Consider the following 22,307-nt stretch of genomic DNA (forward strand, 5'->3'; position numbering starts at 1 on the left):
TGCTTACAGGTTGATGGCCGTCTTGTAGCCCTCGTGCACGGCGTCCATCACCAGACGCGGGGCCTTGGCGTCGCCGATCACGTAGGTGTCCACATCGGCAATCTGCTCGATGTCGTCGCGCATCTGGCTGGTGGGCAGGAAGCCGGGCGACACCACCACGGCATCCACATCCATCATCTCCAGACCATTCATCGTGGAGAACACCGGCTTGCCGTCCTTCACCTCAACCAGGTTGGCGCGGGTCTTCGTCTTCACGCCGGCCATGGCCAGACGTGTCATGTAGGCGATGCCCATCACGCCGGGCACAAAGAAGTTGTCCTGGCGCGTGGTGATGGTGACGTCCTTGCCGAAGTCTTCGGCCAGAATGAGAGCCGCCTCGGCACCCACGATGCCGCCGCCCACAACGACCACCTTGTCGGCATCCAGCTGACACCCCTGCTTCATCAGATCCATGGCGTAAATCACGTTGTCGGAATCCAAACCAGGCAGGTTCAACTCGCGCACCTTGCCGCCCGTGGCAACGATCACAGCGTCGAAATCGCCCGTAGCGATGGTCTCCGGCGTGGCATTCTCCTCAACCAGCTTGACGTTGGACTTGGCGATCTGGCGCTGGTAGTACTTGCCCAGACGGCCCAGGTCCTCCTTGTACACCGGCACCGAGGCCTCCTTCAGCACGCCGCCCACCTCGCGGCCCTCGAACAGGGTCACGTCGTGACCGCACTCGGCAGCGGTCAGAGCCGCAGTGCTGCCCGCAGGGCCAGCACCGATAATGGCTACCTTTTTCGGACGATCGGTCTTCGGGAAGTACTCGCGATCGAACTGGTACAGTGTGGGATTAACGGCGCACTGCACCATACCGCCCGACAGCATACCGCGGTCGTGGCAACCCACACCGCAGCCGATGCAGGGGCGAATGTCGCCCGAGCGGCCCTCCTCGGCCTTCTTGGCCCAGAACGGATCGGCCAGAGCCGGCTTGCCGATGCCCACGTAGTCGCACACGCCGTCTTCCAGCAGCTGCTCGCCAATCTCGGGAGTGTAGATGCCGCCGCATAACATGACCGGAATGCTCACCGCATCCTTAATGCGCTTGGCCATATCCACATGGTTTGCGCCGTGGGGAGACAGCAGACCGGCAGCGTTCACTACCTCGGCATGACTGCCCCAGGTGATATTGATGACGTCGGCGCCCATACGCTCGCAGGCCTTGGCCACCTCGATGGTCTCCTCGATGGTGATGCCGCCGGGCTCGAAATCGCAACCGGACAGACGAATGGACAGCGGCACCGAGGTCTTCTGCTTAATGTTGCGAATGACCTCCATCAGGAAGCGCATGCGATTATGCAGCGAGCCGCCGTACATGTCGGTACGGGTGTTGTTGAGCGGCGACAGGAAGTTGGAGAGCAGCACGCCGCAAGCGGAATGCACATCGATGATCTCAAAACCGGCGCGCTGACCGCGCTCGGCCGCATCGCCGAAGGCCTCCACGAACTCGTGAATCTCCTCGATGGTCAACTCGCGCGGCACACCGCCACCGTTCTCGTACCAAGGCTCCCACATAACGCGCGACGACGAGATGAGATCGTCGCCTGCCACGAAGGCGGCGTCGCGGCCGGGATGCACGATCTGCAGGCCGGGCACCGCACCGTGGTGCTTCAGCGTCTTGGCCAAGATGGACATCGGGCCGATGTAGGGATCGCTGGCGATGGACAGGCCCACATGATGGAACTGGGTCACACCGGCGTTATCCATATACACGATGCCCGCGCCACCGTCGGCTGCCTCGGCATAGGCCTTCACCGTGGCCCAGCTGGGAGAACCATCGGGATTGCCCAACTCGGTGCCCATGGGCTGTCGCACGATGCGGTTCTTGATCTCGAGGCCGGCGATATAGCCGCGTTCGAACAGCTTCGGGAAATGCTGGTTCTTCTTCATTATCTCAATCCCTTCTGATTAATACGATGATAAGAGTCGATAAGATGCTCGAGAAAACCTAATTAGTGAGCCTCGCGAGCTGCCGCCGCAGGATCGAAGCCACTGATGGCTTTGGCGATCTTCTGGGCAAGCCACAGGAAGATGATCACCAGCACTACCGCCGACAGAGCCACCAACGGCCACGAAGCGACAAAGCCGCCGAACACCGCTGCCCAGCCCAATGTCGGCAGGTTGTTGATCAGCATGTTGCCGAACGAAATGATCGTGCCGAAGTACACACCGAGAATCACGGAGTTGATCAGGTAGAACCCGATACCACCGCGTAGGTTCAACTTGGCGCACAACGCCGGCCCCCACGAAGCCACGGGAATAATATCGCCGAAGGCGTAGCCAATGCAGAAACTGGCGAACCAAGCCTCGATGACAATTTCAGGCAAAAGCGGAACACCCGCCGCAGTCAACATGACCAGCGACATGCACAGGCCCAAAATGATGTTCATGACGATATTGACAACTCTTCCGAATCCAATGGGACCCTTCATTCTATCCTCCTCTCGAGGAACTCCCTAAAGCTCCTCGCATTGCCTCACGAAGGCGCGCCGGCTCATTCCCCTGACCGGCGCGCCGCCGTTTCCTTAAGCGATTTCGCCCTGCATGCCACCGGTTACCGCACCAGCGCAGCCGCCGTCAACCGGCAGGTTGACCGCCGTGATGAAACGGGACTCGTCAGAGGCCAGGAACAGATAGGCGTAAGCGATATCGAGCGGATCGATAGCCTGCTGGGTGGTCTGGGCTGCAATGAGGCCCTGGGCCATCTCCTTGGGGATGTTGGACATGGCCTCGGTCCACACCAGACCGGGGGTGATGGAATTGCAGCGGATGCCGAAGGGACCGCCCTCGGCAGCGAGCTGACGGGCCAGAGCCAGGCATGCGCCCTTGGCGGCCGCATGGCAGGCCTGGGGGGAGTTGGAACCCTGCAGGCCCACGGTGGAGGAGGTGATGATGATGGAGCCGCCACCGGCCTCGATCAGATAGGGCCACGCGCAGTTGCACACGTTGTACACCAGATCGAGCTCGTTCTGGATGCCGTAAGCCCAGATGTCGGGGGTCATCTCGCCGAAGGGAGCCATGCCCGGGTGCGACGCGTTGTTGATGACGATATCAATACCACCCATGAGCTCGGCGCAGTCGGCCACCCACTTCTTCACGGCCTCGTAGTCGGAAAGATCCACGTCGAAACCCGCGGCCTTGTAGCCCTTGGCCACCAACTCGTTGGCCACCTCGGCAGCCACGCCCTTGGAGCGTCCGGAGCCGCACACGAAGGCTCCCTGAGCGCACAGCAACTCCTGGGTCACGCGGCCAACGCCCTTGGTGGTGCCGGTCAGCAACACGCGCTTACCTTCCAATCGCTTGCCCAGAGACTCCTCCGGAGCGACGAGCTTACCGAAATCGGGAGCGCCAACGAGCTTGGGGATGTTTGCCATAATGATTCCTTTCTCGAATCTCTTCTCTCACGAAAACCGCGCGACGCGAAATCGGCCGTGCGGCCTTGCGCACTAAGGGTTAGGCCTGCTGGGCTGCGAAATGACGGCCCGCGATACGGCCCGAGGTGTGAGCGAAGCCGTTAGCCGCGCCCGGCACCTCCATGTTGTAGGAGTCGCCGTACAGGCCCGTAGCGTCCAGACCCACGGCGTACAGGCCGGGAATGGGCTCGTAGTCCTTGTCGACTACCTGCATATTGCCGTTGATGCGAATACCACCGGCGGAGCCCATGGTGCCCGTGGCGAGGGCCACAGCATAGAACGGCGGGGTAGAAAGCGGACGCAGGTACTTCTCCTGCTTAAAGAACGCCTTGTCGTCACCCGTAGCGCACGCCTCGTTGTAGGTAGCCACGGTAGCGGCGAAGTTCTCCGGGGACACGCCGATCTTCTCGGCCAGCTCCTCGGGAGTGTTGGCCGCGAAGGCCACGCCGTCGGCCACGTCCTGATCGAGCTCCATACGCAGGCGATCGAGCGGGCGGCCGAACACGACGAACTCGCCGATGGAGATCTCGGAGCCGTTCTCAGCAAGACGGTCGATGTTGGCCTGGTCGAGCACCGACCACACAATGCCGTCGGGCTGCTTGCCGTACAGCGGGCCGATATCGCCGATGTTCTCGGCGGTGCCCTCGTTGGCGAAGCGGCGGCCGGTCTTGTTGATCCAGATGGCACCCGGCTGCACGCCAGCGGCGCCGATGTGGGAGTCCATGGCCTTGTCGCGGGCGCCGGCCGCCAGAATGGGGCAGGTGACGATGTTGGTGTCGTCGGCGCCAGCGGACAGGGCCATCATCAGGCCGTCGCCCATGTTCTGCAGCGGCGTGAGGGTGTTCATGTTGTAGGCGCTGGGCGCGAACCAGGAATACTTCGCGATGAGCTCGGGGTTGGAGCCCATGCCGCCCGTGGCCAGAACCACGGCCTTGCCGCCCACGCGCAGGGGCTCGCCCTCGGACTCGGCGACCACACCCACAACCTTGCCGTCCTCAATGATAAGCTCGGTGGCCGGAGTCTCGGTGAAGATGTCCACACCGGCGTGCTCCACGGCCGACAGCAGTAGTTCCTGCACGCGAGCGCCCAGGCCGTCGGGCAGATGGAAGGTCCACACCTCGTTGGGATCGTCATAGGCAGCGATGGTCACCGTCTTGTACTCCACGCCCAGATCCTTGAGGAAATCGATGGTATCGGCGGAGTTGTCCACGAAGGCGCGCACCACGTCGAAGTTTGCGCGATAGTGGCTGTACGCGTTGAACTTGTCATAGCCCTCCTGCTTGGTGGGGAAATGACGGTCGGGATGGGCCGGCTTCCCCAGCTTCTTCTGCTCGCTCGACTCGAAGGCAGCAGTGCCCTCGGCGAACATGGACAGGCCGCCCGTCTCGGGCATTTTCTCGAGGATGACCACGCTCTTGCCAGCGCGGGCCGCCTCGAGGGCCGCGGACTTCCCCGAAGCCCCGCCGCCGACGACGACCAGGTCGTACTCAGTATCGAACGCCATGCTCTTCTCCTTCTCTTTTCTTATGCGTCGGCATCCCCGGACGAGATGCCGTACTGCCCTGATTTAGGAAAGCGCCGCCGTGAGCGCAGGAACCACCTTGTTCAAGTCGCCGACGATGCCGTAGGCGCAAGCGCGGAAAATGGGCGCCTCGGGATCGTTGTTGATCGCGACGATGGTCTTGGCACCGCGCACTCCGGTCATGTGCTGGGGCTGACCCGAAATACCCACCGACACGTAGAGGCGCGGGGCGATGCGCTGGGTAGAAGTGCCCACCACGCGGCCATGCTCGAACCAGCGGTAGTCGTCGCACAGCGAAAGGCTGCAGGCGATTTCAGCATCCAGCGCCGAGGCCAAAGCTTCGGCCAGGGCCAGCTGATCCTTGCTCGTCAGGCCACGGCCGACACCCACCACGCGGTTGGCGCTGGCGAGGGAAGCCCCACCCTCCTCGCCGGCATGGGTCGCAGTGATCGCAAGGGGCGCGACAGCTCCTTCGGCGACGACCTCAACCGGCGCGGCAGCCGCTGCTTCCACATCGTCGGAGCCGTCAGCCACCAGTGCCACTACCGGCGCGGTGGTCTCGAGCGTTTCGACGGCGCGCTGCTCGGCCACCAGGCGATCAACGACTTTCACATCCCCCTCGAAGGCGACGTTGCTGACCGACGAAGCGACAGCGGCATCAAGCTCGGCGGCGACAGCTCCGGCGAGAACACGGGAGGCTGCAGCATTCGGCGCGAGCACGACACCCGGCTCCAAAGCCTTGACCGCCTCGGCCGCCGTGGCCGCAAAGGCCTCGACAGGCGTTGCTTCCGGCGCGTCAATCCAGGCCACCGACGCCACGCCGCCAGTTGCCACCGTGTCGGCCAGGGCGCGGGAACCCGCGACGACGGCCTTCACATCTGTGCCAGCGCGCTTGGCTACCGCGAGCAGCGTGCCCACCGGCACCTCGTCGGCAACGATAATTACCACGTTGTTGCTCATGAGAGAATCCTTTCTTGCGTTCAGTGCGACTAGAGCACGCCGTCGGCCTTGAGAGCGCTTACCAGCTGCTCCACGGCATCGGCAGGATCGGATCCATCGAACAGGCGCGACGAGGTCGCCTCGGGCAAGCGCGTGCCGCGAGAAGAGAAAGCCGAGCGGTCGCCTTCCACGGTCTTGGTGTCCGACGGCTTCTTGCGAGCGGCGAGCACCTGGCGCATGCCGGGCTTTTCCTCTTCCTCGCGACGAGCTGCCACATCAACCACAACCGGACCCGTTACCGCGACGTCCTGAGTGCCCATGCCGTGGCGGCGGGTCACAACCAGGCCACCGTCGGCGATAGCCACCTCATCCACGGCGGTCAGCAGGGGCCACCCCAGAAGGGCTGCCACCAGCGGGGCCACCATGGGATCCCAGTCGGCGTCGCCCATAGCAACCAGCCCCGTGCCTTCAACACCCTTGATTTCCTCAACCAAGGCGCGGGCCATGGTCATAGAGTCGGTGGGCACGGGGAAGCCCTCCAACACCACCGTGCGCTCGGCGCCGCGTGCGGCTGCAAACGACGTGTCGCCACCGCCCACGCACAAACCAACCACCTCGTCACCGTTGGCGGCCGCCATAGCGCAGGCCATGGCCGCATGATCGTCGTCGCCCACATCATGGCGGGCCGTGCTCCAGTTCACCGTGCCGTCGACACGCACCAGCGCGTCATCGGGATTCGGAGCCCACTTGAAAATTGCTACTGCCTTCATTGCTTTCCTCCGCCGCAGTCGTTAGGCGTACAGGTCGATGCCCATGTCGCGGGCCACTGCCTGGCCGACCGGGTCCTCATCGGGGAACTCGTTGAGAGCCACTTCGATGTTGTGGGTCTTCGGCTGCGGGGGGATGATGCACTCCTTCATCAGGTTGTGCTCGAAGTACACGCCAAGCTCGACGCCCTTGGCCTTCAGCTCGTCCATGGCCTCCTGGATGTTGTCCACGCGCAAGGCGATGCCCTTGATGCCCTCGCCGTGAGCGGCCAGATACTGCGAGAAGCCGATGGGGTCGTCGGCGGCCGTCGGGGAGGACACCTCCATGCCGCCGCTGCGCGGCAGCGCCACCTTCAGCTTCACATGCTCGTCATCAAACGGCCCGTAGAACTCGACCCCGAACAGGTCGTTGAAATCCCTCATGGTCTCGGCCGCGTCATTGGCCACGACGCACACGCGAATCAGCTTGCCCTTCATGGTTTGGCTCCTTCCAAACGACTTGGTTGCGGCACTCGGCTTTTCGCCAGGCCCGATGTGCCGTCATCATAGGAGGTATGAAGGTGGGTTCCCTAGCCCCGAACGTATAGGAGTTGGGATATAAATTGCTTCACCGATAAGAGACGAAAGACACCCTTGACCTGCGGCACAAGGGTGTCGAATGAGTATTCTTTCGGATACGGAAGAGGCTAGCGGGGAAGATGGCGCGCCGCATATACAGCAGCCTGCACACGATTCTGCACTTGAAGCTTGTCGATGATGCGGCTGACATTCTTCTTCACCGTCGGCTCGCTGATGAACAGGCGCGTAGCCACCTCCTGATTCGACAGGCCGTCCATCAACAGGCAGAGAATCTCGCGCTCGCGCTGGGTCAACAGCTTCATAAGGCCCGAATCGGCGTCGGAGAAAGCCGGCTCCTGCCCATCAGAAGAGCGCAATGCCTCTTGCAGATGGGTGCGAATGGATCCGTCGAACACCACCTCTCCGCAAACCATTCCCCAGATAGTGCCGCGAAGCCGGTCGACCGATAGCTCGTTGCGCACGCCATAGCCCATAGCACCGGCGCGCAGTGCGTCCAGCACTTCGCGCGAATCGCCCGACGAAGCCAAGACCATAACGCATACACCTGGATCGGAAGCGAGAATGTCGCGTATAACCGGCGCACATGGCGTATCTCCCACACGAGCCCCTAACAGCACCACCGCAGGGAGATGTTCCTTCGCCGCCGCGAGAGCCTCATCGTAGGAATATATCTTCGCGAGCAGATCAAACTCATCCCATTGCTCAATGAGCGCTGCGATGCCCTCCACGAAGAGTCGATCTTTATCGCAGATCATGATGCCAACTCTGTCGTCCCGAGAACGATCCCGATAGGCGCGGTGGCGCAGTCCCTCGAGGGTGTCGCTGTGCTGGTTCAACGATGTTTCGAAGCAGTCGGAAGTTTCGCAGTAGGCAGTCATAACGGGTATTCTCCCCATTGAAGTGAACGATTCAGGCGTCTTGATTGTACCAAGGTTCCCCATCCTTGGGCGGTATCCTTTCGTATCCTTTCGTATCCTTTCGTATCCTTTCGTATCCTCACAGCAGCGCGCACCAAGCAACGAAGCCCTGCTCGATCAAACGCTCCAATGCTTGCATGGCAAAACGGCTTTCTTGTCGCAGCGTCCATGGCGGCACCACCGCTTTCGCATCGCCCCTATGCGCGAACTTATGCTTCTCAACGAGGCAGCTCTATAAAAAACTTCGAAAGTGAAGATTTTTACGGAAGGTTGAGATTGCTTGTCGCTCTGTGGCCACAGTGACGTTTTTGCTAGAGAAAGCGAAGCCCCAGCGGCAAACCGACGCTCCCTCGGGCAGGTCGGCGCCGCAGCGCGAAGGAGATCCCTCGTCCACTACAGAACCAGGCAGGTTATCGGGACGACGTAGACGCCGGCCGGCCGGCGGGAGGCCGCTTGCTGGCCCGTAAGAACCATGAGGAGTGATCACTCTTTTTTAATCGTGCCGTTGGAGGGTTGACTCTGGGGGTAGCGGAAAGCATTGCGACATAAATGCGGTCGACGCGGGGAACGAAACGCGACTTTCTCGCGACATAATTGCGGTTCGGCTGATGTAGGCTCTTGCTTCCCGATAAAGCCTTGGGGATCATTGGGTTTTGTATTATACTTTAGTATTACATAAGGAAGAAGTCTATGGACTTGATACGCATCCATCCCCACGCCCTCAAGCACGATCTGTCACAAGAGGAGATCTCTTTCGCCTGGCACAACTTCGCTCGGAAGCGTCCGAGAGGCGATGACTGCTGGGTGACGATCGGCTTTACGGGTACTGGGCGCGAAGTCGAAATGGTCGGCATAATCTTAGCTGACGGGACAACACTGATCATCCATGCGCTTTCGCCGGCGACAGAGCGGATGAAGCGCGAACTTGGACTGGGAAGGAGATAGAAAATGGAATACACCCTCAAGAGCGGCAAGGTAATCACTGACGCAGAGATAGAAGCTCTGGCCGAGGCCGCCGAGACGGGATCCCTCCCCGGCCAGTGGTCGGGCAACGTGGTGATAGGCCGACCAAGGCTGGCCGACGAGCCTCTCGACGTGATTAGCTTCAAAGTACCGCACTCCGCCGCTCTTGCCATCAAGCGCGCAGCCGAACAGGAGGGAGAGTCACGTTCGGCATTCCTGCGCAAGGCAGCACTTGACAGAACTCAACGCGTGCTGACCGCCAGCTGAGAAACCCAAAGCTCCTTCGGAGCCCCCTACAGGACAGAGAAGGGTTTTGAGCGATCTTTCCCTTATGAGGCCAGACAGGTTATCGGGACGAGGACGCCCGTTATACCACGTCAACGAAGCGATTGGGGAAGTTGGACTATTTTCATTGCGGAAGTTGGACCGTTTCTGTTGAGGAAGCAGTCGTCACCCCGCTCTTCTTCCAAAAGGCCATGCAAAGCGCGTGATGCGGTTCAACGGTGTTGTCGACAACTACGGGCCGGGCTTTTACGGTGCCGGGCTTTATAACACCATGCACTGGTTCGACAACAACTCTGTCGTAACGAGCTATATTGAGCCCATACAAACCACAGCCGAGCAAAACGACGCAGAATTCCGCTTCGGCACGGACACAACCATCCCCTACAACGGTCCTTTGAACGGCGGCAATGGCCTTGTTGGTAACGGCCCATGTGATGTGGGCCCCTGATCGTTTAACTGCCAGATGGGAGCAATTTTCCCTTCCCTAAATCTCAATTAGCGGAAGTGAATTGCAATTCGCTTCCGCTAATTGTATAGTAAAGAAGCAAAGCCAAATGAAAGGATGCCTCGTGAGCGACTGGTCGGCCATAACCACCGAAGAGGTTCCGTGGCACCTGCGCGACGAGGACGTCTACCTCATTCCGAAATCTCGGCGCAGAAAAATCACTTCCACTTACCAGGCGGCCGTCCCGGCCAAAATCCGCCATGCGCGCCCCCGGCTCTCAGCCGAGCTCACCGAGCGCCTCGCTGATGCCCGAATGCGCCTCGTCCGATTCGACGAGCACCAAGACTCGCTGCCCTTTAACCTTCCCAGCCTCTTGCTGCGCAGTGAATCGGCGGCAAGCTCCCAAATAGAAAACCTCACCTCCAGCGCGCGCAATATCGCTCTGGCGGAGCTTTCGTCCTCCGCGCCGCCAAACGCACTCGTCATTGCGGGGAACATCGATGCCATGCGATGCGCGCTCAATCTCGAAGACGCCCTCACGACCGACGGCATTCGGCAGATTCATCGCCAGCTGCTCAAGAAAACCGCTCTTGATTTTGCAGGAGAGCTGCGCGGTGAGCAAGTTTGGGTCGGCGGTACCCCCTACAGTCCCCACGGTGCACTGTTTGTGCCACCTGTGCCAGGCCGCGTCGATGAGTGCTTGGACGACCTTTGCGCTTTCGCGCAAACCGAAGAGATAGACCCTATCGCCAAAGCCGCCCTCGTCCATGCCCAGTTCGAAACCATCCATCCCTTCGTCGACGGAAATGGGCGCACAGGCCGAACGCTTCTCCATCGCATGTTGCGCAGCGACGGAGTCCTCCTTCATGCAACCGTGCCCATATCGGCGGGTTTGCTGCACGATATCGACGACTACATGAGCGCGCTTTCATGCTACCAGCAGGGCGATCCGGCGCCTATTGTCGAACAGGTTTGCAACGCAATCGACTTGGCCATGGTCGTCGGGCAAAAGACATCGCGCACTATCGCAGGGCTTGTAGGAGACTGGACGGCGCGCATGCAAGAGCGCTCAGGATCTCGCATCTTCGGCCTACCCGCACTGCTCGTAGAGCAGCCCGTCGTCAACTCCGATTACGTGGCAAACGGGCTCGAGATAACCCGCAGATCAGCAACTTCCATCATCAACAGAGCATGCGAATACGGCATATTGAAACCTCTTGGCAATATGCGACGCGGCGATTTCTACCAAGCCCCTGAACTGATTTCCATCCTCGACGAAATCTCGAGCATGGCCGGCATACGCCGCCTTGTGGCGGGTGCATAGCCTCTGTTTTTCGAAGGAGATCGAGGGGCTTGCGGCGCCGCTACTCCGTTTTTACTCCGTTCCGCCCTACAGCGCCAACTTGTAGATCTCCGCGGCGTCTTCCAGGGTCAGCTTCTTGAAGGTGCCGAAGGGGACGCCCTTGTTCTGGGCGAGGGTCGGCAGCATCTTCGGGATGTCGGCCGCATCAACATCCAGCTCAGCCAAGGTGGTGGGCATGCCCAAGCTCGCGAAGAAGGCGCGCGCTGCCCAACTCCAGGTGCTCGATTTAGCCAATCATCTTTCGTTTTCCAGCCATCACGCCAAGCAACTCAAACGAGCTTTCGCTAAAATGTCCCTATGGGCAAAGTAGCAAATTCTCACCAGATGATGACGGTTACTGTCGAGCATTTTCGACAAGTATCGCATTGCGTGCGAGAGAGCCTGGGGCTAACCTACAACGAGTTCCTGGCTCTTATTGCACTTTACGAAACCAGAGCGACGCTCGGCGCTTCAGATCTTGCAGATTATCTTTTGCTGCAGAGAAAAACTACTTGGAACATTTTGCTCACTCTAGAAGATCTGGGGCTCGTCTCGAAAACGGTCGAAGAAAACGACCATCGAACCATGAGATGCGCCCTGACGGTCAAGGGAGAAGGCGTAGCCGTCAGAGGGGCCGAAATAGTTGCCAGATTCCTCCGCGAACGATTCCTTCGGAACTTGCAAGACGAAGAGTTTTTCAAATTTATGCGAGATTCCTCCTTGGAGAGCTGCGACCTCGTTCGCGGACACCATGTCGATGCGCTGTCCGTTCAGCCAGACCGAAAGCTCTACTTCGGCTCTTCTCACCTGCTTTTATGGCGCATAACAATTGACGAGTGGAAACAAGCTATTCGAGGTCTTGCACCTTTTAGTCTTGTCGAGTACCGCGCTCTCGACGTCCTGGAGGCCGAGGAGGTTCTCACGCCTTCTGAATTATCATCGCTCTTACGCATTCCACGAAGCAACGCAACCCTTGTGCTGCAAAAGCTTGAGGGAGCCAATTTGATTCACATCGAAGAGGACGTCGATGACGGACGACAGAGGATCGTCACGCTCACCGAGGCGGGCACCAAAAAAGCAAGCACCCTTCGCCGTGCGGCAAACGAGGTCACCCAGGCAATGCACAGCCCCATCAAGCAAAATGGAAGCATGGTGGTGGACGCATGGTACATGAGAATGTACCTCAATCTTTCAGCAGAGCAGCCCTATTAGTTCCCTCATTGTAATCATTTTTCTGCTATTGCTTTTTAGCAGAGCTCTCACCTGGCATTTTGCGCTAGCTAGATTCAATTGCTGTAATTTTTCTGCACCCCTATGCTCTCCTTGTTTCCACAATCAAGCGAACGGAGGGATCATGGAGACAATCACAAACGAGGCAGCAGGCAATCAGCGGGGCATGAGCCGCAGGGGGTTCATCTCGGGTGCCGCCCTCGGCACGATGGCGTTGCTGGGGCTTGCGGGATGCGCACAGCCGAACCAGACCAACACGCAAAAGGAGTCCGAGCCGTCGAACCAGGATGCGCAAGCGCCCGCGACGCCTGACAACGTATCCGAGACGCTCGAGTGCGACATCGTTGTCGTAGGCGCGGGCATCTCGGGACTCGCCGCAGCCGTGCAAGCCTCAGAGAACGGCAGCAAGGTTCTCGTTCTTGAGAAAGGCGGTGCAGCGGGCGGAAACGGCGCGGGCACCGAAGGCGTCTTCGCCGTGGGCTCGAAGCTGCAGAAAAACCTGAGCATCGAGATTAACGAAGTAGACATCATCCGCACCGAACTTGAAGAGGCCCAGTGGGTGACCAATGGCGCGCTTTGGTACGACATGGTGCATAATTCCGCCGAGAATATCGACTGGCTGCAAGGCAACGGCGTGCAGTTCAACGGTGTTGTCGACAACTACGGTGCCGGGCTTTATAACACCATGCACTGGTTCGACAACGACTCTGCCGTAACGAGCTATATCGAGCCGATGCAGGCCACGGCCGAGCAAAACGGCGCGGAATTTCGCTTCGGCACTGCAGCAACAAGTCTTAAGGTGGATGCCGGCACCGTTTCGGGACTGTACGCCGAAGACAGCTCGGGCAATATCATCGAAGTTAAAGCCAAAGCCGTCGTCCTGGCCTCGGGAGGCATCGGGGCCAACCCCGACCTCCTCGTACAAGCGGGCATGGCCCAGAACCAAGTGAACGAGATGATGACCAACTGCTCGCCTTCCGTGTGCGGCGACGGCTACAACATGGCCATGGCTGCTGGAGGCCGAGACTTTCTCCGCAATGCCGCCATTCAAGGCTTCCAAATGGTGAAGGCGTTCGGCACTGACACAACCGTCCCCTACAACAGTCCCTTGAACGGCGGCAATGGCCTTGTTGGCAACGGCCTGTGCGTGTGGGTCAACCAAGATGCGCGCCGCTTCAACGACGAGTCTCTGGCCATGACATTCAACATGGCGGCCAACCTTGGCGCATGCCTCGGCAACCGAGAGTCCTACGCCATCTTCGATCAGGCCATCCTTGATGGCTGCGAACTGAACGAGGCCGACAAGAAGACGGTCGAAGATGCGTTGACCAACAACGACGGCACGAGTGTCTTCACGGCAAATTCGTTCGAAGAGCTCGCTGAGCACTTCGAACTGGACGCGGAAACACTTGCGGAAACCATGGAGCGCTACAATCAGTTCTGTGCCCAAGGCTTCGACGGCGAGTTCGGCAAGGCCCAGCCTTTCCTTACCGCCATCGAGAACGGGCCATTCTACATCGCCCGCATCGATGCGCTGGTCGTGGTGGTGGACGGCGGCATCATGACCAACGTCCGCAGCGAGGTGCTCGACGACGCTTCTAAGCCCATTCCCGGCCTGTATGCCGTCGGCTTGGACGGAGCCATGCTTTGGCGTAACGTGTACACGCAGAACATGCCCGGCACCGCCATGGCCAACAACATCAATTCCGGTCGCAACGCCGCCAACGCCGCCGCGAAATATATCGCTTAGCTTAGCTTGGCTTCGCCTGGGTAACTTTTAGAACGTACGGCTGCGGGAGTCTGCTCGTCGAGGGCTCCCGCAGCCAGCTGGGCCGTCACCACGCCGACCATGATAAACGCTCGGCTGATAAGCCTAGGTATGGCGCTCGGCATTTTCTCAATGGATCCCGCCTCAACCAACGCGGCATCGACGGAGAGCTCGAACAAGGCGAACGCACAAATGACTGCATAGTTTCTGCCCCCTAAAAGCAGCGCGAAGCCCCAGCGTTGCAGAACGCCGGAGCTTCGCCTCAGGGGAGGGCGCGTTGAGTGAGCGCATTTTTGAGAAGCGCTCTCTTTGCTCCTAGCTGCTAGCGGCCGTTTCGCCCGCGACGTAGCCGGCGACCATGGCCTGGGAGTTCGACATCCCCATGCCCGAACTCTCATAGGCGTAGCCGAAGCGACGTCCCACGGTGTTGCCCGCGGCGAACAGGCCCGGGATCACTTCATGGTCGGCATTCAACACCTGGAACTTGTCGTTGGTGTGCACACCGGCGATGGAGCACACGAACACCCACTTCTCGTTGAAAGCATAGAACGGCGGGTTCTTCACGGGGATGAGGTACTCGGAGCTCTTCATGAAGTCCTCGTCAACACCCTTCTCGCACATCTCGTTGTACCGCTCAATCGTGGCTGTAAAGGTAGCCGGATCCACGTCGATGAGCTCGGCCAGCTCCTCTAAGGTATCGGCCTGGTACACGCCGGTTCCGCTTTTGGCGATAGCGTCCAGCACGTTAGGATCGATGCCGATGAAGCAGGGCATGAGCCGATCCTCGGTGGAGGAAATCTCCCAGGTGAAGGCACCGCTGGGCATCGAAGCTGCAGACACCACCTGCTGCACCTGGTTCACCGGGAACAGAGCCTCGTTCATATAGCGGCGCCCTGCCTGGTCCACTTCCAAATTCGGGCAGCCGATATGACCGCCGTTCGGCCAACCGAGGAAGCCGTGGGGGCCTCCCTCCATCTCGGCGCCGGCCCAGCACATCATGCGGTGGCCGATCCCGTCGTCCATGGGCTCTGCGCTAGAGAGGTCTTCGGTATCCATGTACATGGTGTACACATTGCCTTCTTCCAGCAGCTTCGCCACCTTTTCCTGCTGGAATTTCTTCACCATGGCAGCGTTGCCGGCATAACTACCCGTGCACACGATGACGCCCTTAGCCGCCTTGAACAACGTGCGGGAGCCGTCCTCGGCTGTGGCGATGACGCCAGTTACGCGCCCGGCCTCGTCCTGCACGAGCACCTCGGCCTTGGTGTTGTAGCGAATGTCGGCGCCGTTGTCGGCCAGATAGGCGTGCATGCCTGAGAGGAATTCCTTGTAATTGTCCTTCGTAGGATCGCCTAGCACCACATTGATATCGAACACCCGATTCAGCCACAGCTCCGGCTCATCGGGAGCCGGAGAGCACGTGAAGGGAATGCCCGCCGGCGTGAGCACCTTCTCGATGAGCGTGTCCACGAGCTCGCCGGATCGGTCGGCCCATACGCGCCATTGGCGAATGTCGCAACGGTTGGCGGTATTGCCCACGATGTGGTAGACAATCTCCTTTGGATCGTAGGTGGGCTTGCCGGACTGCTTCTGGAACTCAGAGTTCAAGAAGGAGCCCTGGTTGCCACCGTAGTGGAATATCTTGTTGCGCTCGAGCATAACCACCTTCGCACCGTTCTCCAAAGCGCCGAACGCGGAAAGCGAGCCGGCCACCGCAGAACCGATAACCACCACATCGGCATCCACCACGTTGTCGCAGTCGGCCTCGGTCAGCGCTGGCGCTTCACCGAGCCAGTCCTCCTCAGTTGCCGAGCCGGTCTCGGCCATCGACGTATCCTTCGGCGCCGGACTGCAACCTGCTAGGCCAGCTAAAGCCGCGGCTCCACCGAGCACAGCAGATCCAGTCAAAAAACTGCGACGCGAAATGCCTTTCATATCAGTCATTGTCTCTCTCCTTACATAGATGCTTTTTCGGAAGCCGAAGGCCCCATCCTTCCACCTGCCGCGGTCCACGGCTCTCAGGTGATGCCGTTATCATGAATGAAACACCTGGTGAAAGCATCATCTAAACTAGTCGATACCCATCCTCTGAAGCAGTGGAAACCGGCTCTACTATCCCCTGGCACAGCCGCGACGAATGCAACAGCCTGTGGTAAGCTGAGCCTAGACGTTTGGGAGAGGACACCATGGGAGCAATAAAATCGGAGGCGCAATCACGGCAGCGACGGCTCGGGATCACGCTCGATCTAGGTATCTACTGGGGCTGGATGAGCCTCGTCTTTTTCTCGACAGCCCTCGCGGGCATCGGCGGCATCGCCTCGGTAGAGCTGGCAAACTTCGTAGCGTTGACCGTAAGTACAGTCGTGGTAGGCATTTTGGCATTTCTTTCGCCCGCTCTGGCGCAGAAGATGGCCGAAAATCATCTGCTGCGAGCGACGACAACCTTGGCCGCATCGACTGGCACGTTGCTGGTGCTCTGGGGGTCGAACGGCGATGCGTTGCTTATTATCGGAGCTTGCTTGGTAGGCCTGCCCGAAGGATTTCTTCTCTATCTTTTCGTCAACCGAGCTATTCGTCAGTGTCACTCGGCGGAGGACGTCGTCGTGCTGTTCTCGTGGGCCCTCCTCATAGCAGCTGCTCTATATCTAACGGTGGCCTTTCTCGGAACCGCGGCAGGTTATATCTGCGCTGCGCTACCGCTGCTGTCGCTCGCGGGCCTCGCGACGGATGCTCATAAGAGATCCCCGCAGAACACCGAGGGATCGGATGCTGAAACGGCCAGAACGCGGCTTTCTTTTTGGGGTGCCGGCCAAAAGCTCCCCTGGAAGCTGCTGCTGGGCCTCGCCGTCTTCGGCATCGCCTTCGGCCTAATGCGCATTTCCGCCAGCAGCGAGTCTGTCGAGGTGTTCCAAGAGAGTTACCTGGCCCACACTCTCGCTCGAGCCGGCACGACCGTGGTCGCGCTGGTACTTATCGGCAAGCTGAAGAAGGCCTATTGGGTGCTGAGCACCTTGCAGCTACTGGCCTTTACACTCGGTATTTGTAGCTACTGGCTACCTTTTGAGTCTACCGCCGCCCTCACGGTGGCTGCCACTACCGCAGGGTACACCTGCCTTGAACTCATGCTCTGGGCCGTACTCTTCGAGCTGTTCCTGGAAACAAACGTCGCCTTCAACACGCTGTATGGCATTGTGCGCGGACTTGTCAGCTTGGCCACGCTGGTTGCCACCGGCTTCTCTCTTTTCGTCATGGCCTCCATGCCAGAAGAAATCGTACATATGGTGTTGCTCTTCTTCTTGCTGGCCATGATCCTCGTTTCGTCGCTTCTGTTCGGAAGCCGCAATGTAGCGTCGCTTTGGGGACTCGAACGCTCAGCCATGGCGCCTGAGACTGTCAACAGTGAGCAAGTCACGCAAGCCCTCTCCAAGCGCTACGGTCTTACCACTCGCGAAACTGAGGTGATGGGGCTGCTCATGAAGGGGCGCAATGAGCCGTTCATTTCCGAGGCGCTGTTTATCTCCTCCAGTACCACCCACAGTCACGTCAGCCACATCTACGCCAAAATCGGCGTTCACTCCCGCCAAGAGCTCCTTAGCGTCATCGATAAGGAAATCACGGGCAACTTCAGCCAACCGGAATAGCCCTTCAAATTTAACTGATCGCGCAAAAAGCGGAAACCCTCGCCCCTGAGATGCAAAGACGAGATAGAAGTCCATTTAATACCCAAGCGCTTCGAGAAGCTCCTGGCGGGAGTGAACACCCATCTTTTCATAGATATGTCTTACATGGGTGCGCACAGTATGCTCAGAAAGAAAAAGCTTCGGCGCAATATTGGCCAATGTGTAACCCCTCACAAGGTAACTCAGTACATCCAGCTCTCGGGCAGTCAACCCGAATTTTCTCTATTTTGTTTACGGTCTCTATCTTGCAACCAAATCCGAAAAGTCGTTGATTCTTTCTTCAGTCCATGGTAGATCTTTCTCGGTTAACCGTTTGATCGGTCTGGCCTACCAAAGACGGGCAGACGGGCGGAGGGATCTCCGCCCTTTCGTTTTCGGAAGGAGACTGGTCGGCGCTCGAATGCAGCGTATTCGCAGACGAATCGGGCGATTCAGGCGGTAATGTCCCCTACGGGGCCAGGCAGGTTATCGGGACGACGTAGATGCCATCCGGCCGGCGGTAGGCCGCTTGCTGGCCCGTAAGAACCATGAGGAACGAGGGCGCTCCCTCCTTGGAGTCGTCAACGCGCGAGGCGAGCTTCAATAGGTGGGCCGCACCCTCTTCAACCTGCTTCTCGCCGAGCTTCACCTCGACGGCCCCCCAGCGGCCGTCATCCAAGACGACGACGGCATCGGCCTCGAGGCCCGTCTTATCGCGATAGTGGTAGACGGTTCCCCGGAGCTTGGCCGCGTACACACGCAGGTCACGCACGCACAGCGATTCGAAGAACAGCCCGAAGGTGTTGAAGTCCAGCAAGAGCTTCCGGGGAGACGCGCCCAGCAGGGCCGCCCCGATGCTCGGGTCGCAGAAGTGCCGCGTCGGACTGGTGCGCACGGCGGTCTTGGAGCGCAGCGCCGGATTCCATGCCGGCAGATCCTCGGTAACGTAGGTGCGCCGAAGCGCGTCGAGATAGTCCGCGACCGTGTTCTCCGAAGGGGACTCGCCCCCCATGTCCGCCGCGATGGTCGCCTGACTCGCCTCGGTGGATAGGTTGCGCGCATAGGAGCGCAGAATGGCCCGCAGCCACGTCGAGTTGCGCTTCTTGTCGTCCATCTCGTCGATATCCGAGTCGAGCAGCTCGGCAACGTAATCCTTGGCCTGGTCGAGGGCGATCTCCGGATCGCTTTCCAGCACGGCCTCCGGCCAACCGCCACGGCAGAGCGCGAAGGCGATGTCCTCGATGGAGCGATCGGATAGGGCGCCCACCTCGGCAGCGCCATCGAAGAGCCCCGCTAGCGAGACCGCGCCCGTGGACTCGCGGGACTCGAAGAGCGACATGGGACGCATGTGCATGCGGGATATCCGTCCCACGCCGGAGTGCTTCGGTCTCTTCTTGGGCGTAGCCGATCCGGTGAGGATAAACCGGCCCTTGCCCTTCCCCTGGTCGACCGCGAAACGGACGGCATCCCACAGCTGCGGCGCCATCTGCCATTCGTCGATAAGATGCGGCTCGGCGCCTTCCAAGAGCACCGACGGGCGCACTTCGGCCAAAGCGACAAGAGAGGGACCCTCGTCGGGGTCTTGGAGGTACACGGCACTTTGCGCCTGCTGCTTGGCCGTCTCGGTCTTGCCGCACCATTTCGCGCCAACGATCTGAACGGCGCCGGAAGCCCGAAGCGCCCGCTGAAGCACGGCGTCGGCCACGCGCGGCCAATAGCCCTCCTGCTGCTCTTCGTCTTTCTCCACCATGGCGCGCCCTTTCCGTCAATGATCGATCGGTATGCTCACTATACCACGTCAGCGAAGCGATTGAGGAAGTTGGACTATTTTCATTGCGGAGGTTGGACCGTTTTCGTTGGGGAAGTTGGACTCTTATGGTTGATCCGGTTGATCAGGTTGCGCAAAGTCATCCCGAATCGAGAAACTTAGAACTCCTTAGAAGAACTTAGTGAAACTTAGAAGAGCTTAGAGGAATTGGTCTGCAGGAGAGGCTCGACAGCAGAGAGCTACTGCTTGAGCAATAGACCTCCGAAAACCGCGCCCCTACAGCGCCAGCCGGTAGATGGCCTCGGCGTCTTCCAGGGTCAGCTTCTTGAAGGTGCCGAAGGGGACGCCCTTGTTCTGGGCGAGGGTCGGCAGCATCTTCGGGATGTCGGCCTCTTCCACATCCAACTCGGCGAGGGTGGTGGGCATGCCAAGGCTCGCGAAGAAGGCGCGCGTCTCGTCGATGGCCGAAAGCGCGTCCGCTTCCACGTCGCCGGTGGGCGTGAGACCGAACACCGCCTGGCCGTAGAAGGCGAAGCGCGCCGGGTTCTCGGTGTGCACGTACTCCATCCAGGCAGGGAACATGACGGCCAGACCGGCGCCATGAGTGATAGCCGGATTCAGCGCCGACAGCTCGTGTTCCAACCCATGAGTGGCCCAGTCCTCATGGCGGCCCACTCCGGCGAGTCCCTGATGGCAGAGCATGCCGGCCCACATGATGTTGGCGCGGGCGTCGTAGTTGTCGGGGTCGGCCAACACGCGCGGCGCCTCGGCGCGGATGGTGTTCATGAGCGACAGGTTCAAGTTGTCAGTCACGGGCACCGCGCCCACGTCGTCGAAGAAGCGCTCAAGCAGGTGGCAGAACATGTCGGTGAGGCCGGCGGCCGTTTGGAAGGGAGGCAGCGTGAAGGTGAGCTCGGGGTTCATGAAGGCGAACTTCGGACGCTGGGCGTTGTTGGCGTAGCCGGTTTTGCGGCCCAGCTCGTCGTTGGAAATAACCGTGTTCTTCGACGCCTCGCTACCGGCGGCCGGGATGGTGAGCACCACGGCAATGGGCAGCACATCGTGGTCGAGGGCCTTGGTTTCGAAGAGCTCCCACACGTCGCCTTCCACGCAAGCACCGTTGGCGATGGCCTTCGCGGAGTCGATGACCGAGCCGCCACCTACGGCGAGAATCCAGTCGACGTTAGCCTCCTTGCAGAGGCGCACGCCCTCGCGCACAAGGGTGATCTCGGGGTTCGGGCGCACACCGCCCAGCTCCAAGTGCTCGATGCCCGCAGCATCCAGCGACGCACCCACGCGGTCGATAAGCCCGGAGGCCACAGCACTCCCGCCGCCGAAGTGCACAAGCACCCGCTTGGCGCCAGCTGCCGCCAGCTTCTCGCCCACCTGCTCTTCAGCCCCGCGCCCGAAGACAAAATGCGTGGGGGAAACGAATTCGAAGTTTTCCATGGGAGTCCTTTCTGCTTTTCGACACGGCGACGCCTTATCGTTATCGCCGCGCCATCGCCGTCGGGCGCGTTCTCCAATCATACTCTGTGTTGATGCTAGGGCATCGCCAGCAAACAGGCAACTGTCAGACCACGGGAAAATGTCTCGCAATCTTAGCAAACAAGGCAGCTTGTCACAAAATTGCACCCAGACCCCCGCATGGTCAGGGAGGCTATTCCCCGTGAGCGCGGGTTATGAGGTCGGCCATTTCCGTGGCGGTTTTGGCGGCTATGTTGGCCTGAGCAGCCAGGCGCTTGTCGTGGGTTACCAGATAGTTCGCCTTGCACAATTCGCAGGAAGCAAGAACCGAGGCGTCTTCGTAATCCGAGGTGATATCGCGGTAGTGGCGAGCTAGCCACGCCGTACGATCGTCCATGGGAACCGATATCGCAAGATCGGTCATGTGGTCGACGCACCCCCACGCGAAGTTGTTTATAGCACGGGCCGTGCACTCGTCGACAGTGCCACCGTTTTCGCGTACCTGCTGTTTCAGATATCTTCCCACCGTGTAAAAAACTTCATTGACAGCATCCGCTGGTGTTCCCAAATTGGCGTTGTATTTCTCCGCAACGCGAATAAAGCGAGCAGCTTCTTCATGAAGGGGCCGCTCGTGAAGATAGAAATCGAGCCAAATGTTTTTGTCTACAACAATAGCATTCTCCGCAACCGTCACCAGAGTCCCCTTTCAGCCAGTCTTTCGGTCTTCGCCTCGTAGAAAAGATTGTCCCAATATTCATCCGAGAACTCCTGAGGCGAGGCAGCTGGCGGAATACCCAGGGCCTCGCGTTGCGCCTGAAGCGATGTCAGGAAGTCCGTGACCGCTTGGGCACGCTTCTCGCCCTCGCTCATGGCGTCGGCTTCCTCCGTCTCGGGGCCGATGACCGCCCGCAAGGCCGCTTCGGACTCGTCGTCATAGCGCGCCGCCATCTCGTAAAACCGCCGCAGGGCCTCCGACGGCGTGCACCCAAGCCGGGCAAAGCGCTCGTCCCCGCGCCGCTTCAGTTCGGCATCGATACGGAAGTTCATCTGCATGTTCGGCATAGCAACCCCTTTCAGAATTGCTAGCAGTATATCATAACTGTCGACCTTTCTATCCGTGAAAGGAAAAGGGCCATTGTAAACCTCCCTTCCGCAACTCCCGGTTCTTATTTGCTTCTTATTTGCTTCGTTGGGCCGCGAC

General features: G+C 59.8%; 22 protein-coding genes and 1 pseudogene. 7 read left to right on the forward strand and 16 right to left on the reverse strand.

The window, feature by feature from the left end:
* Window positions 1-3: 3 nt before the first annotated feature.
* The 8 genes from AEQU_RS11335 to AEQU_RS11370 form a co-directional block, all read right to left on the reverse strand.
* Entirely contained in the window at window positions 4-1,932 is a 1,929-nt protein-coding gene (locus AEQU_RS11335; RefSeq protein ID WP_022741749.1) for an oxidoreductase, read from the reverse strand.
* Between the two features lie 62 nt (window positions 1,933-1,994).
* Window positions 1,995-2,474 (reverse strand): hypothetical protein, encoded by a 480-nt coding sequence (locus AEQU_RS11340; RefSeq protein WP_022741750.1) that lies wholly within the window; start codon window positions 2,472-2,474, stop codon window positions 1,995-1,997.
* 93 nt (window positions 2,475-2,567) lie between these two features.
* Window positions 2,568-3,416, reverse strand: coding sequence for a dihydrodaidzein reductase (ddr, locus tag AEQU_RS11345; RefSeq protein ID WP_022741751.1), 849 nt, complete (start codon window positions 3,414-3,416; stop codon window positions 2,568-2,570).
* 79 nt (window positions 3,417-3,495) lie between these two features.
* Complete coding sequence (locus AEQU_RS11350; protein ID WP_022741752.1) at window positions 3,496-4,959, reverse strand: FAD-dependent oxidoreductase; 1,464 nt, start codon at window positions 4,957-4,959, stop codon at window positions 3,496-3,498.
* 63 nt (window positions 4,960-5,022) lie between these two features.
* Window positions 5,023-5,937: an electron transfer flavoprotein subunit alpha/FixB family protein gene (locus tag AEQU_RS11355; protein ID WP_022741753.1), complete on the reverse strand. Its 915-nt coding sequence runs from the start codon at window positions 5,935-5,937 to the stop codon at window positions 5,023-5,025.
* Between the two features lie 29 nt (window positions 5,938-5,966).
* Window positions 5,967-6,686 (reverse strand): electron transfer flavoprotein subunit beta/FixA family protein, encoded by a 720-nt coding sequence (locus AEQU_RS11360; RefSeq protein WP_022741754.1) that lies wholly within the window; start codon window positions 6,684-6,686, stop codon window positions 5,967-5,969.
* A 21-nt stretch (window positions 6,687-6,707) separates the two neighbouring features.
* Window positions 6,708-7,160 carry a VOC family protein gene (locus AEQU_RS11365; protein WP_022741755.1) on the reverse strand — a complete coding sequence of 151 codons (453 nt, stop codon included), beginning with the start codon at window positions 7,158-7,160 and terminating at the stop codon, window positions 6,708-6,710.
* Between the two features lie 209 nt (window positions 7,161-7,369).
* Window positions 7,370-8,140, reverse strand: coding sequence for a LuxR C-terminal-related transcriptional regulator (locus AEQU_RS11370; protein WP_022741756.1), 771 nt, complete (start codon window positions 8,138-8,140; stop codon window positions 7,370-7,372).
* Between the two features lie 729 nt (window positions 8,141-8,869).
* On the opposite strand from AEQU_RS11370, the gene AEQU_RS11375 reads away from it, so the two are divergent.
* From AEQU_RS11375 to AEQU_RS11390, 4 genes are all read left to right on the forward strand, one after another.
* Window positions 8,870-9,124, forward strand: a complete 255-nt coding sequence (locus tag AEQU_RS11375; protein WP_041714715.1) for a hypothetical protein — start codon at window positions 8,870-8,872, stop codon at window positions 9,122-9,124.
* A gap of 3 nt (window positions 9,125-9,127) precedes the next feature.
* Window positions 9,128-9,409, forward strand: coding sequence for a type II toxin-antitoxin system TacA family antitoxin (locus AEQU_RS11380; RefSeq protein ID WP_022741757.1), 282 nt, complete (start codon window positions 9,128-9,130; stop codon window positions 9,407-9,409).
* 220 nt (window positions 9,410-9,629) lie between these two features.
* On the forward strand, window positions 9,630-9,875 hold the full coding sequence (locus tag AEQU_RS11385) for a hypothetical protein (RefSeq protein WP_022741758.1): 246 nt from the start codon (window positions 9,630-9,632) through the stop codon (window positions 9,873-9,875).
* 121 nt (window positions 9,876-9,996) lie between these two features.
* A complete protein-coding gene (locus AEQU_RS11390) occupies window positions 9,997-11,196 on the forward strand; it encodes a Fic family protein (RefSeq protein ID WP_051353450.1) in 1,200 nt (399 codons plus the stop codon).
* A gap of 66 nt (window positions 11,197-11,262) precedes the next feature.
* On the opposite strand, the gene AEQU_RS11395 is transcribed toward AEQU_RS11390, so the two are convergent.
* Window positions 11,263-11,469, reverse strand: coding sequence for a hypothetical protein (locus AEQU_RS11395; RefSeq protein WP_041714717.1), 207 nt, complete (start codon window positions 11,467-11,469; stop codon window positions 11,263-11,265).
* 63 nt (window positions 11,470-11,532) lie between these two features.
* On the opposite strand from AEQU_RS11395, the gene AEQU_RS11400 reads away from it, so the two are divergent.
* The gene (locus AEQU_RS11400) at window positions 11,533-12,426 is read left to right on the forward strand and encodes a MarR family transcriptional regulator (RefSeq protein WP_041714718.1); all 894 of its coding nucleotides are present in this window, start codon (window positions 11,533-11,535) and stop codon (window positions 12,424-12,426) included.
* Window positions 12,427-12,568: 142 nt separating this feature from the next.
* Window positions 12,569-14,194 (forward strand): FAD-dependent oxidoreductase, encoded by a 1,626-nt coding sequence (locus AEQU_RS11405; RefSeq protein WP_022741762.1) that lies wholly within the window; start codon window positions 12,569-12,571, stop codon window positions 14,192-14,194.
* A 333-nt stretch (window positions 14,195-14,527) separates the two neighbouring features.
* On the opposite strand, the gene AEQU_RS11415 is transcribed toward AEQU_RS11405, so the two are convergent.
* Both AEQU_RS11415 and AEQU_RS13170 read right to left on the reverse strand, forming a co-directional pair.
* On the reverse strand, window positions 14,528-16,039 hold the full coding sequence (locus tag AEQU_RS11415; protein WP_041714720.1) for an FAD-dependent oxidoreductase: 1,512 nt from the start codon (window positions 16,037-16,039) through the stop codon (window positions 14,528-14,530).
* Window positions 16,040-16,075: 36 nt separating this feature from the next.
* Window positions 16,076-16,156, reverse strand: a pseudogene (locus tag AEQU_RS13170) (twin-arginine translocation signal domain-containing protein); the annotation flags it as partial.
* A gap of 242 nt (window positions 16,157-16,398) precedes the next feature.
* Here AEQU_RS13170 and AEQU_RS11420 point away from each other — a divergent pair.
* Window positions 16,399-17,853 (forward strand): helix-turn-helix transcriptional regulator, encoded by a 1,455-nt coding sequence (locus tag AEQU_RS11420; protein WP_022741764.1) that lies wholly within the window; start codon window positions 16,399-16,401, stop codon window positions 17,851-17,853.
* A 75-nt stretch (window positions 17,854-17,928) separates the two neighbouring features.
* On the opposite strand, the gene AEQU_RS12400 is transcribed toward AEQU_RS11420, so the two are convergent.
* The 5 genes from AEQU_RS12400 to AEQU_RS11440 all read right to left on the reverse strand — a co-directional run bounded on the left by AEQU_RS12400 (window position 17,929) and on the right by AEQU_RS11440 (window position 22,168).
* A complete protein-coding gene (locus AEQU_RS12400) occupies window positions 17,929-18,102 on the reverse strand; it encodes a response regulator transcription factor (RefSeq protein WP_084280758.1) in 174 nt (57 codons plus the stop codon).
* 238 nt (window positions 18,103-18,340) lie between these two features.
* Window positions 18,341-19,621 (reverse strand): ATP-binding protein, encoded by a 1,281-nt coding sequence (locus AEQU_RS11425; RefSeq protein ID WP_022741765.1) that lies wholly within the window; start codon window positions 19,619-19,621, stop codon window positions 18,341-18,343.
* A 294-nt stretch (window positions 19,622-19,915) separates the two neighbouring features.
* Window positions 19,916-21,088 (reverse strand): iron-containing alcohol dehydrogenase, encoded by a 1,173-nt coding sequence (locus AEQU_RS11430; RefSeq protein WP_022741766.1) that lies wholly within the window; start codon window positions 21,086-21,088, stop codon window positions 19,916-19,918.
* A 211-nt stretch (window positions 21,089-21,299) separates the two neighbouring features.
* Window positions 21,300-21,800, reverse strand: a complete 501-nt coding sequence (locus AEQU_RS11435) for a type II toxin-antitoxin system VapC family toxin (RefSeq protein ID WP_022741767.1) — start codon at window positions 21,798-21,800, stop codon at window positions 21,300-21,302.
* The gene (locus tag AEQU_RS11440) at window positions 21,797-22,168 is read right to left on the reverse strand and encodes a hypothetical protein (protein WP_022741768.1); all 372 of its coding nucleotides are present in this window, start codon (window positions 22,166-22,168) and stop codon (window positions 21,797-21,799) included. The genes AEQU_RS11435 and AEQU_RS11440 overlap by 4 nt, the downstream gene beginning before the upstream one ends.
* Window positions 22,169-22,307 lie beyond the last annotated feature (139 nt).

Source organism: Adlercreutzia equolifaciens DSM 19450, assembly GCF_000478885.1.
GTDB lineage: Bacteria > Actinomycetota > Coriobacteriia > Coriobacteriales > Eggerthellaceae > Adlercreutzia > Adlercreutzia equolifaciens.

Coding starts and splice junctions, on each gene's coding strand:
- AEQU_RS11365 (WP_022741755.1), bottom strand. CDS start 7,160: ATGAAGGGCAAGCTGATTCGCGTGTGCGTCGTGGCCAATGACGCGGCC.
- AEQU_RS11405 (WP_022741762.1), top strand. CDS start 12,569: ATGGAGACAATCACAAACGAGGCAGCAGGCAATCAGCGGGGCATGAGC.
- AEQU_RS11375 (WP_041714715.1), top strand. CDS start 8,870: ATGGACTTGATACGCATCCATCCCCACGCCCTCAAGCACGATCTGTCA.
- ddr (WP_022741751.1), bottom strand. CDS start 3,416: ATGGCAAACATCCCCAAGCTCGTTGGCGCTCCCGATTTCGGTAAGCTC.
- AEQU_RS11415 (WP_041714720.1), bottom strand. CDS start 16,039: ATGGCCGAGACCGGCTCGGCAACTGAGGAGGACTGGCTCGGTGAAGCG.
- AEQU_RS11360 (WP_022741754.1), bottom strand. CDS start 6,686: ATGAAGGCAGTAGCAATTTTCAAGTGGGCTCCGAATCCCGATGACGCG.
- AEQU_RS11400 (WP_041714718.1), top strand. CDS start 11,533: ATGGGCAAAGTAGCAAATTCTCACCAGATGATGACGGTTACTGTCGAG.
- AEQU_RS11380 (WP_022741757.1), top strand. CDS start 9,128: ATGGAATACACCCTCAAGAGCGGCAAGGTAATCACTGACGCAGAGATA.
- AEQU_RS11355 (WP_022741753.1), bottom strand. CDS start 5,937: ATGAGCAACAACGTGGTAATTATCGTTGCCGACGAGGTGCCGGTGGGC.
- AEQU_RS11425 (WP_022741765.1), bottom strand. CDS start 19,621: ATGGTGGAGAAAGACGAAGAGCAGCAGGAGGGCTATTGGCCGCGCGTG.
- AEQU_RS11420 (WP_022741764.1), top strand. CDS start 16,399: ATGGGAGCAATAAAATCGGAGGCGCAATCACGGCAGCGACGGCTCGGG.
- AEQU_RS11340 (WP_022741750.1), bottom strand. CDS start 2,474: ATGAAGGGTCCCATTGGATTCGGAAGAGTTGTCAATATCGTCATGAAC.
- AEQU_RS11440 (WP_022741768.1), bottom strand. CDS start 22,168: ATGCCGAACATGCAGATGAACTTCCGTATCGATGCCGAACTGAAGCGG.
- AEQU_RS11350 (WP_022741752.1), bottom strand. CDS start 4,959: ATGGCGTTCGATACTGAGTACGACCTGGTCGTCGTCGGCGGCGGGGCT.
- AEQU_RS11335 (WP_022741749.1), bottom strand. CDS start 1,932: ATGAAGAAGAACCAGCATTTCCCGAAGCTGTTCGAACGCGGCTATATC.
- AEQU_RS11430 (WP_022741766.1), bottom strand. CDS start 21,088: ATGGAAAACTTCGAATTCGTTTCCCCCACGCATTTTGTCTTCGGGCGC.
- AEQU_RS11370 (WP_022741756.1), bottom strand. CDS start 8,140: ATGACTGCCTACTGCGAAACTTCCGACTGCTTCGAAACATCGTTGAAC.